Below are 8,874 nucleotides of genomic sequence, written 5' to 3'. Positions count from 1 at the left end.
GACGCATCTGGCATGCGCCAGGCTGATGATGGGCGATACGGCTGTGGCCATTGCGGGACCGTCGGGGCACTGGACGGACGTGTAGAAAAGCAGTCAATTAATCCATTGGTTCTGGGTTCGAAGGCAACTCACAGGCCTAATTAAAGTGAGTCAAAATGTGAGTCAAACCCCGAGGAGATGATCCTTGATATCTTTATGAATCAATGGCATATGCGGGCAATGTGAGTGCTGGTGGGCCACATTGATCGCGCAATGACCCTCCGTTGCGTCACACCCTAGGCCAGCGCCAGGCCACGACGCAGATCGACAGCGAAACCACGATTTCAATAGCCCCCAGCGTGATGTAGAACCACCAGGCGCCGGGCATGGTCAGCACCATGATCGCGGTGTAGAACAGCCCAAACAGGATGTTCAACCATCGGGTCAGTCGGGCGGGCGCAAGCAGGGATACCGCCACCATCAGGCCGGGGATGGCCAGCATCAATGCCGTGGCAACCAGCGTGCCCTCATTGACCGGACCGACCGGGCCCGCGCCGTTGATCATGCCCTGCAATTTGCCTGGCACGTAAAGGCCGAAATAGTCGCCGTAGATGTAGCAGAACATCAGTGCCGCCCACAGCGCGGATAGCTTGAAGCGGACATGGATACGGATGTCGTGCAGTGCGCCGGATGCCATCGGGAAATCCTCGGATAGGAGCGTCAGATTGTCGCGCGCACGCGTGCACGCACACCGACCACAAGCAGCCACAGACAGATGCCGATCTCGCCCAGCGATGCGGGCGCGGTCGCGTAGTTGGAGAAGGCCATTTCGGCATAGCCGGGTATCAGCAGTTCGCCGAACACGTTGGCCGCATACCCCAGGCAGCCCAGCATCAACAGCACGCCAAAGACCTTCGGCAGCACGCCGGATTTGAAGACCAGCCAGCCGAACGGCAGCAGCCACAGACCCCAGAACAATGAAGCGATGTGGATGCCGTTGCTCCAGGACTGCAGTGACTGCAGCGCCATCGCATTGCGCACCTCAGGGGCAACCAGTGCGCTGAAACGGGTATCGGTCAGCACCGCCAGTGCATCCAGCCGATGGCTGGCAGCAACAAGCGCGATGGGCACCGCAGTGACGGCAAATGCAACCATCGCCACCGCTGCGGCGCGATGCACGTGCTGCAGCAGACGGAACAGGATCAGGGGCAGCAGCAGGAAGGCGACCTGTTCGATCAGGAAGGCGGCAACGCCCCACTGGAACAGCTGCTGGTGGGCCACCAGGTTGCCCAACATCGCCTGCGGGTCTCCCGCCACGCGCAGCTGCCCTGGTACATAGCCCAGACTGAAGATGCCGGTGACCACCACCAGCAGGTACACCGCACCCGCGCCGCGGCTGATTGCACGTTCCGTTGCCATGTCCGGTACCCGCACAGGCCCAGAAGGTGGGCAGCCCGCACGCTACGAGAAGCATCGGCCGGCGGTGACTGCCAGAAGTCAGGGGGACAGCTGGCATCGCAGGTGCCGCGCCCCGCCCGTGATCCCGGCTTCACGCCCCGCACGCTATCCACAGCGGTCATGGACCTCATACGACTGCTGCGATCGCTGGAAGAATTCCTCTACGAGCTGGTCGGCTGGCTGGTGTTCTATCCGCGGATGTTCTGGCGGGTACTGATTCACCCCGGTGAGGTTGCGCTCTACGCCCGCCGCGAGCTCGGCAAGGATCTGGAGCACAGGTTTTCCGATGCGATCAGCCCGGTGCTTATGCTGATCCTGTCGGTGGCCATCGCCCATGCGCTGGAAATGGCGATGCGCATGTCCTCGCCCCGACTCAGTACGCCGATGGGGCAGCTGCTTTTCAGCAGCGAGCAGGGGCTGCTGCTCACCCGCTCTGCGGTGTTCTGCGTGTACGCGCTCGGCGCGGCACTGGGCACGCTTCGGCGCCAGCGGCTGCCCGTGAACCGCGAGACGCTGCGCGAGCCCTTCTCCATCCAGGCGTTCATCGCATGCCCCTTCGTGGTGGCACTCGCGCTGGCGCAGGCGGCAGCCGCGTCCCCGGCGCAGGCCGGTCCGTTCACCGCGCCAGCCATCGGCGCGCTGGCGGTGGCGTGGTACCTGTGGGCCCGCATGCGGGCCTTCGTGGCCTTGAATGGAGGATCAGCGCTGCGTGCGCTCGGCTCGGTAATGGTCTCGTTCCTGCTGACGACGATCGGGGTTGTCGGCCTGTTTGCTGCCGTCATCCTCTGATCTTCAACAGGGCGGCGATCACTCGAGAGCGTGATCGGACTTGCGCGGTGGCACCGCCGTGGCCTCACCGCGCTGCAGGAGGTCGAAGAAATCCACTGCCTCCGCCGCCAGCGCATCGTGGGCGTCGAAATCCCAGTTCTGCTTGTACTCTCGGGCAAGCAGATCACAGACGGCCTTGGCCTGCTGGTAGGTCTGCGACTTCTCCCCGCGATCGGCCAACTGGTCGCGGTGGATTTGGCACAGCATGAGCTGGTGGGCATCTTCGGCCCGCTCGCGCTCCCAGCCGATGTCGGGCAGGGCGGACAGTGCTGAGGCAAGCGCGATGGCAATCAAGGGCATGATCCGGTTCCGGGCGGGGGGGCGGAACCTGAGCGTAGGTGATGATGCAGTGCGCGTGGCGGCACGTGTGATGGTCGTTTTACGGGGTGTTCACCATTCGCAGCAGCATGGTGGCTGCGCGGAAAATGGTCATGCCGATGGCTCGTCTGCCGCTGGTTTCTGCTCCTGCCACAGCAGCAGCGCGTCCAGTGCCGGGCACAGTGCCTGCCCCCACGCACTCAGTCGATACTCCACTTTCGGTGGAACCTGCGGATACACCGTGCGCAGTACGATGCCGTCGGCTTCCAGCGCACGCAGCTGCTGCGCCAGCATCTTCTGCGAGATGCCGGGGATGAGCCGCTCCAGGTCGGAATAGCGCTGCACCTTGCCGTCGAACAGGTGGAAAAGGATCAACAGCTTCCAGCGGCCTTCCAGCAGTGCGAGTGCACTGGCCACGTCCGCGGCGGCGGTCTCAGGGGTATAGGCCTTTCTCATGGGGTGAGTCACTTACCTTCAGGTGCGTTCTTGTGGCGGCCAGGGTGCGGTTCGAGAATAGCGCCAGTCCCGCCTGGAGTGCCTGCGATGTCGATTGAACTTCCCGCGCCGTTGTCCCGCTATTTCCTGCTGGCCAATGGCGAGCCCGGAACGCACGTAGAGCAGTGCTTTGCCGCAGACGCGACGGTGGGCGATGAGCGCCAGCGACATCAGGGACACACGGCGATTGCCGCCTGGGTGGCGCAGACGCGTGCGGCCTACCAGCAACACGTGGTCCCCCTGCAGCTGCACGTGCAGGACGGTCGCCACATCGTATCTGCACAGGTCAGCGGCACGTTCCCGGGCAGCCCGGTGGTGCTGACACACGCGTTCACCCTGCAAGGGGATGGCATCGTCGCGCTGGACATCCACTGATCCAGTGGCGGTTGCTTCCGGAGATCGGGTGGCACGCGGATGGCTGCCGATTGACGCGTAGCAGTACCAATGGATGGCGAACTCCACGCATGGCGTGGAGCTACTGGGAGCGGGGGGAGCTACAGGTTCTGGAACACCGCCAGCTGCGCGGCGAAGGCGCGCTGGTAGGCGGGCCGCGCGGTCGCGCGGTCAACGTAGGCAGCAAGGCCTGGATACTCGCCGACGATGCCGCTGCTCTGCAGCCGCAGCAGCACCGACACCATCAGCAGATCGCCGGCGCTGAAGTCTCCGTCCAGCCACGGTGCATCGCCCAGCCGGGCGGACAGCTGGCTCAGCCGCCTGCGCACGCGCTCGTCCAGCATCACCAGCCGTTGCGCGTACCAGGGCTGTTCGCGTTCCAGCACCCACGCCATGGAGCGTTCGACGATCGGCGGCTCCACGGTATTCAGCGCGGCGAACATCCAGGTGATCGCGCGCATGCGCGCACCCGTATCGGCGGGCAGCAACCCGGGGTGCTGCTCGGCCAGGTGCAGCAGGATCGCGCCTGATTCAAACAGCACTACGTTGCCATCCTCATAGGTGGGGATCTGACCGAACGGATGCCGCGCCAGGTGCGCCGGCTGCTTCATCTCCTCGAAGGTGAGCAGATGGACGTCGTAGGCCACTCCCAGCTCTTCCAGCGCCCAGCGCACGCGCATGTCGCGGGCCAGCCCCTGGCCACGGTCCGGGGAATGCTTGAATGCGGTCAGGATCGGCGTCATCAGGATGTCCATCGGCGTTGGCTGCCACGTTGGCCGGCCTTTCTTCTCTCGACGCCCGGACGGCTCGGGAATCGACACGCCTCCGCTGACCGAGGGCCCGACATCGCCGGCCCGGATGAACGGTTCACGTCGGACGATTCGCCCGGGAGGGACGGTGCAGCGATACTGCCGTCCTGCACACCCTTGGGGAAGTACGTGAGCACGTCCAGACTGCCGCGCATCGTTGGGTTCGACGTGCCACGTCTTCACCAGCAGGTCGATGCGACTGCCGATGAAGCCATCACTGCGCTGCTCGATCAGGCGCCCGATGAACAGTGGACCGGCCGCTTCCTGCAGCACTGCGCGACGTTGGCGTCGCAGCTTTCATTGGCGGAAGTGAGGGTGGAGGGCACCCGCATTGCCTTCCATGGCTCCATCGCCGATGCGCGTGCGTTGGCCGATGCGGTCATCGCGCTGGTGAACCGGTTGAATGATCAGCTGATGCAGGAAGGCAACCAGCTCGCGGGCGAGGAGTGATCTGCCCGCAGCCGGTGTCAGCCCGCCTGCGGGGCCAATGCCGGGCCGGACAGGCGCGCCCAGCAGCCCATCGCCATTTCCGTCGACCCCGGGTGGCCGCGCAGGCTGGTGCGCAGCGCAAGCCGTGACTGCAGATCGGTGAGCCACGCCGTGCGCGTGCCATGTGGGTTGCGGACATAGATGTCGCACGCCAGGCGGATGACCGGTGCGACCTCGTGGCGGAAGTTGATGGCGGGCAGATCGCCCGTCTGGAACGCGGCCTGCCAATGCTGCAGCTCGCGTTCGACGTCAACGAAGTCCTTGTTGGTGATGCGTTCCATGAGACTTCTCCTGTTGGAACGCCAACGTACACCTGTGCATGTCAGGAGCCTGTGTGCGCGCAGCGCTGTTCATGGTGCCCGTTCATTAATCTCCGGCTTTCATGCAGCTGCGTAACCGGCCCACACCCACAGTGGCGCTGCAGCAGATCGCTGCGGTGGAGCACGACATGAACAACAATACGCCGCAAGGCCAGACCGACCGCACCAACGCCCCGACCGGAATCAAGCAGGCCGCCCAGCACGGCCAGGCTGATGACAACGCAATGGGCGGCGACCGCAAGCAGGACGGCAAGCAGCGCCAGCAGGAGCAGCAGGTCCAGCAGGATGCAAAGCCCGTCGGCCCGCAGAAGTCCGGGCAGGAACAGAAGAGCGAGCCGGGCCGTGACAGCCGTCGCTGAGCAGTAAGCGAAGAAGAGGCCGCGCGTTGCGCGGCTTTCGTCTGTCCAACGTTCGGGAAGAGCGCTGATGCCATCCCATGCCCGTGCGGTAAGCCTGATGACGAAGATCATGTACCAGTGCCGTCCGGCAAGAACGACGACGATGGCGCGCTGCCGCGCCTGCCAGGCCCCCAGTCCGGGTGGCATGGAGTGCGCGCGTTGCCTTACCGAAGAACTCGGGGGCGTGATCGGCAACCGCGGTGCTGCGGCACGCTGGCTGGATTCGTTCCTGAAGGTGCAACAGGACGAGGCGTTCGTTTTCGTGTGCGCCAAGCGGGTCGAGGAAACCGCGTCGGCGGGTCGCAGTCTGGAGTGACATCGCGCAGGCGTATGCTCGAACTCCAATGGGAGCGAGCGTCATGTCTTTTCAGATCAACCTCTATGACAGGGATGGACGCGGGCTTCTCCTTCCCGATGGATGGTGGATCGACCTGCACACCGATCCCCCCGCGCTGGTCAACGGCGCTGTCCGCATCGATCTGCCGGCGTCCGCGCGCAACGAGCATCCTGATCTGCAACCTGACGTCCTGAACCATCTCCGCCGCCGTATTGAAGGTGCGCAATGGCTAGCCTGACCTACCATCCCCCGCTGGGCGTGCGCTGGCTGACGTTCCGCCTGCGCAACGGTCAATCCATCGGCCCGGAGAAGCTGCGGGCCGTGTGGTCCGATGCCGCAGAAACCAACAACTGTTCGGTCCGCCGCGAGCACGTGGAAGGCGCCGGCTTCGTCTATGCGCTGTACGCACCGAGCGGGCTGTGCGTTCCGCGCCGGGCGGAACTGCGCATGCGGCTGTTGCTGGAAGAAGCGGGCTACGCGTTCTCGATGGGCGTACTTACCGGCAGCCATCCTGCCTACGGTTGAGCGCAGGGTGATCTGACCGGCCCGGAGATTGCTAGACTGCGCGCCCCGCGCGTTGCCGCAATCACGGAAGATTCCCCATGCAGAAGCTTTCTGCTCTTGCTGTTTTCCTGACGCTCGCTGTCTGCGCGCCAACCGCACAGGCCGAGGAACAGGACAGCGCCTCGACCATCGCGTTCAAGTCGATCAGCCCGGTGCTGAATGCCCTGATCAATGCCGACGATGCGCAGGACCTGATGGAGCGGGCCGAGGAAGACGACGCCACGCTGCTGCAGTCGCTGGCGCTCTATCTGGCCGCAACCCGCGAAGACCCCACGTTGGCGCAGGCGCCGTACCACGCAGCGGCATTGTTCGCACGCCGCGGTGACGATGCGCTGGCCGAGCGCTATCTGCGCCAAGCCGATGAGCGTGGCATGTGGTTCGCGCCCGCGCTGGCCGACAACGATGACTTCGAGCACCTGCGCGGAACGCCGTTCTTCAAGCAGGTGCTGGCCAATACGCAGGCACGCTACGCGAAGGTATCGGTCGGCAAAGTAGGCGCCATCTCGGTGCTGCCCCCTTCGAAGGGTGTTGCGATGCCGGCCTGTGCGCCGGTGCTGGTGTGGCTGCACGGCTACGGCATCAACGGCCACCTGGACAGCAGCGAGCAGCCGCTGGCCGATGCTGGTGTGGTGTTGCTGGGCATCAACGGTACGGAGATGCGCGAGTCGTTCGACAGCTTCAGCTGGACCGGCCCGTATGAGGGCACGCACAAGGTGGTGCAGGCGGGGCTGGAGCAACTGGCCGCGCGCCAGTGCATCGACCGCAAGCAGGTCTACCTGATGGGTTTCTCGCAGGGCTCGCAGCATGCCGGCGCGCTGCTGGCGCAGCATCCGGATGACTATGCCGGTGCATTGCTGGTGTCGCCGGGTGGCTGGCGCCAGCCGGTGCCCACGCAGAGCAGCGCGCACGGCAAGCGGGTGTTCGTCATCAACGGCGAGCAGGAAGGGCCGGCGAACCAGAAGATGAGCGCGGATTTCCGCGCCCTTTTCAGCGATGGCAACGAGCTCCGGTCGCGTACCCATGAGGGTGGCCATTTCTACCCGGACGACTGGAAGACCTCGTTCCCACAGGCCATCCGCTGGCTGATGGACAAGGGCGGCTGAGCGAAGCCCACCGGGTGGCAGGCGGTGGGCGGGAACCACGTCGCCCACTGCTTCCCAAAAGGCAACGCCGCGAGCCCGCCTGCGGGCCTACTGCGCGCTGCCTGCGTTGCCTACGCTGATCCCACACGGCCCTTGCCGTGCTCCGGGGCCACGACAGCTCGTGGATCCCGTCTTCAATCGAACCAGCGGCGCTGTGCTGCAGGGCATTGCTGCCCGGCAACGCCATGCCCTGCGCCGTGCGAAGGCGTACCCCGGAACTGTCCGCCGGCCCTGCTTCACTGCCTGCCAGCCAACCTTCGTGGAGATCGCCTCATGTTCAGCCTGGAAAACACCATTGCCCCTGCCGCGCCCGCGCTCGACGAGCTTGTTCCCTCGCGTTACGCCCTGAAAGTCGGTGATATCGATGTGCTGGTGGTCAGCGACGGCGTGCTGCCGCTGCCGACGCAGATGCTCGGCCACAACGTGCAGGCGTCCGAGCGCGCCGAATGGTTCGACGAGATGTACCTACCACAGGATGCGTTCGACTGGGCGTTGAACGTGATGGTGGTGCACAGCGGTGAGCGCACCATCTTGATCGACGCCGGCCTGGGCATGGACCCGGACCTGCAGCTGCCGCGCGCCGGCCAGCTGATCCGTCGCCTCGGCGCTGCCGGTATCGACCTGCGCGAGATCACCGATGTGGTGATCACCCACATGCACATGGACCACATCGGTGGCCTGCTGGTGGACGGAGTGAAAGCACAGCTGCGGCCGGATCTGAAGATCCATGTCGCGGCGTCGGAAGTGGCGTTCTGGAAGTCGCCCGACTTCACCCGCACCAACATGCCGCAGGGGTTCCCGGACGCGCTTCGCGCAACGGCCACGCATTTCTGGGCCGAGTACGGCAGTTTCGTGCACACCTTCGAGGATGAGAATGAGATCGCACCGGGCGTAGTCGCGCGCCGCACCGGCGGCCACACGCCGGGCCACTGCGTGGTGCGCGTTGCCTCGGGGGGCCAGGCGCTGACCTTTGCTGGCGATGCCGTGTTCGCCGTCGGATTCGATCAACCGAACTGGCACAACGGTTTCGAGCACGACCCGGAGGAAGCGGCGCGGGTGCGCATCGCACTGCTCAATGCGCTGGCCGGCACCGGCGAGATGCTGGTGGCCACGCACCTGCCGTTCCCGTCGGTGGGCCGGGTGTCCCGCGACGGCGAGGCGTTCCGCTGGGTGCCGGTGTTCTGGGATTTCTGATCAAGTTTTCTGGACTTCACGTCACCAATGGTCCCGGGCAGGGGCGCAAAGTAGCCCCTGTCGAAACCCACCCATCCGCTGGAGGTCCACCATGAACACCGTTACCCGCACCCTCGCTGCAACTGCCCTGGCCCTGTCGATGCAGGCGGG

Annotated in this window: 15 protein-coding genes; 9 read left to right on the top strand and 6 right to left on the bottom strand. The window is 65.1% G+C overall.

What is annotated here, in order from left to right; all coding sequences use genetic code 11:
- Nucleotides 1-268: 268 nt before the first annotated feature.
- Nucleotides 269-676, bottom strand: coding sequence for a DUF6326 family protein (locus DBR20_RS09270; protein ID WP_108265974.1), 408 nt, complete (start codon nt 674-676; stop codon nt 269-271).
- Between the two features lie 23 nt (nt 677-699).
- Nucleotides 700-1,398 carry a DUF4386 domain-containing protein gene (locus DBR20_RS09265; protein WP_108265973.1) on the bottom strand — a complete coding sequence of 233 codons (699 nt, stop codon included), beginning with the start codon at nt 1,396-1,398 and terminating at the stop codon, nt 700-702.
- A gap of 102 nt (nt 1,399-1,500) precedes the next feature.
- Here DBR20_RS09265 and DBR20_RS09260 point away from each other — a divergent pair, with 102 nt between their 5' ends.
- Nucleotides 1,501-2,226, top strand: coding sequence for a hypothetical protein (locus DBR20_RS09260; RefSeq protein ID WP_146186980.1), 726 nt, complete (start codon nt 1,501-1,503; stop codon nt 2,224-2,226).
- A gap of 18 nt (nt 2,227-2,244) precedes the next feature.
- Here DBR20_RS09260 and DBR20_RS09255 read toward each other — a convergent pair whose 3' ends face one another.
- Both DBR20_RS09255 and DBR20_RS09250 read right to left on the bottom strand, forming a co-directional pair.
- The gene (locus DBR20_RS09255) at nt 2,245-2,565 is read right to left on the bottom strand and encodes a hypothetical protein (RefSeq protein ID WP_025879041.1); all 321 of its coding nucleotides are present in this window, start codon (nt 2,563-2,565) and stop codon (nt 2,245-2,247) included.
- 129 nt (nt 2,566-2,694) lie between these two features.
- On the bottom strand, nt 2,695-3,039 hold the full coding sequence (locus DBR20_RS09250; RefSeq protein WP_108265971.1) for a winged helix-turn-helix transcriptional regulator: 345 nt from the start codon (nt 3,037-3,039) through the stop codon (nt 2,695-2,697).
- An 87-nt stretch (nt 3,040-3,126) separates the two neighbouring features.
- Here DBR20_RS09250 and DBR20_RS09245 point away from each other — a divergent pair, with 87 nt between their 5' ends.
- A complete protein-coding gene (locus DBR20_RS09245; RefSeq protein WP_108265970.1) occupies nt 3,127-3,453 on the top strand; it encodes a nuclear transport factor 2 family protein in 327 nt (108 codons plus the stop codon).
- A gap of 119 nt (nt 3,454-3,572) precedes the next feature.
- Here the strand turns inward: DBR20_RS09245 and DBR20_RS09240 are convergent, their stop codons facing one another.
- Complete coding sequence (locus DBR20_RS09240; protein WP_108265976.1) at nt 3,573-4,214, bottom strand: glutathione S-transferase family protein; 642 nt, start codon at nt 4,212-4,214, stop codon at nt 3,573-3,575.
- A 195-nt stretch (nt 4,215-4,409) separates the two neighbouring features.
- On the opposite strand from DBR20_RS09240, the gene DBR20_RS09235 reads away from it, so the two are divergent.
- Nucleotides 4,410-4,730, top strand: a complete 321-nt coding sequence (locus tag DBR20_RS09235) for a hypothetical protein (RefSeq protein ID WP_080149919.1) — start codon at nt 4,410-4,412, stop codon at nt 4,728-4,730.
- A 17-nt stretch (nt 4,731-4,747) separates the two neighbouring features.
- Here DBR20_RS09235 and DBR20_RS09230 read toward each other — a convergent pair whose 3' ends face one another.
- The gene (locus DBR20_RS09230) at nt 4,748-5,050 is read right to left on the bottom strand and encodes a hypothetical protein (RefSeq protein WP_108265969.1); all 303 of its coding nucleotides are present in this window, start codon (nt 5,048-5,050) and stop codon (nt 4,748-4,750) included.
- A 101-nt stretch (nt 5,051-5,151) separates the two neighbouring features.
- Here DBR20_RS09230 and DBR20_RS09225 point away from each other — a divergent pair, with 101 nt between their 5' ends.
- From DBR20_RS09225 to DBR20_RS09200, 6 genes are all read left to right on the top strand, one after another.
- Nucleotides 5,152-5,448, top strand: a complete 297-nt coding sequence (locus DBR20_RS09225) for a hypothetical protein (protein WP_146186979.1) — start codon at nt 5,152-5,154, stop codon at nt 5,446-5,448.
- Between the two features lie 97 nt (nt 5,449-5,545).
- The gene (locus tag DBR20_RS09220; RefSeq protein WP_223496722.1) at nt 5,546-5,803 is read left to right on the top strand and encodes a hypothetical protein; all 258 of its coding nucleotides are present in this window, start codon (nt 5,546-5,548) and stop codon (nt 5,801-5,803) included.
- 43 nt (nt 5,804-5,846) lie between these two features.
- The gene (locus DBR20_RS09215; RefSeq protein ID WP_108265975.1) at nt 5,847-6,062 is read left to right on the top strand and encodes a hypothetical protein; all 216 of its coding nucleotides are present in this window, start codon (nt 5,847-5,849) and stop codon (nt 6,060-6,062) included.
- The gene (locus DBR20_RS09210) at nt 6,050-6,349 is read left to right on the top strand and encodes a hypothetical protein (protein ID WP_108265967.1); all 300 of its coding nucleotides are present in this window, start codon (nt 6,050-6,052) and stop codon (nt 6,347-6,349) included. The genes DBR20_RS09215 and DBR20_RS09210 overlap by 13 nt, the downstream gene beginning before the upstream one ends.
- A gap of 77 nt (nt 6,350-6,426) precedes the next feature.
- Nucleotides 6,427-7,491, top strand: a complete 1,065-nt coding sequence (locus DBR20_RS09205) for a prolyl oligopeptidase family serine peptidase (protein WP_108265966.1) — start codon at nt 6,427-6,429, stop codon at nt 7,489-7,491.
- 312 nt (nt 7,492-7,803) lie between these two features.
- Entirely contained in the window at nt 7,804-8,724 is a 921-nt protein-coding gene (locus DBR20_RS09200) for an MBL fold metallo-hydrolase (RefSeq protein ID WP_108265965.1), read from the top strand.
- Nucleotides 8,725-8,874: the final 150 nt, after the last annotated feature.

The organism is Stenotrophomonas sp. HMWF023 (genome assembly GCF_003060985.1).
GTDB classification, from domain to species: Bacteria; Pseudomonadota; Gammaproteobacteria; order Xanthomonadales; family Xanthomonadaceae; genus Stenotrophomonas; species Stenotrophomonas lactitubi.
This window is presented reverse-complemented; position numbering and strand designations above follow the sequence as displayed.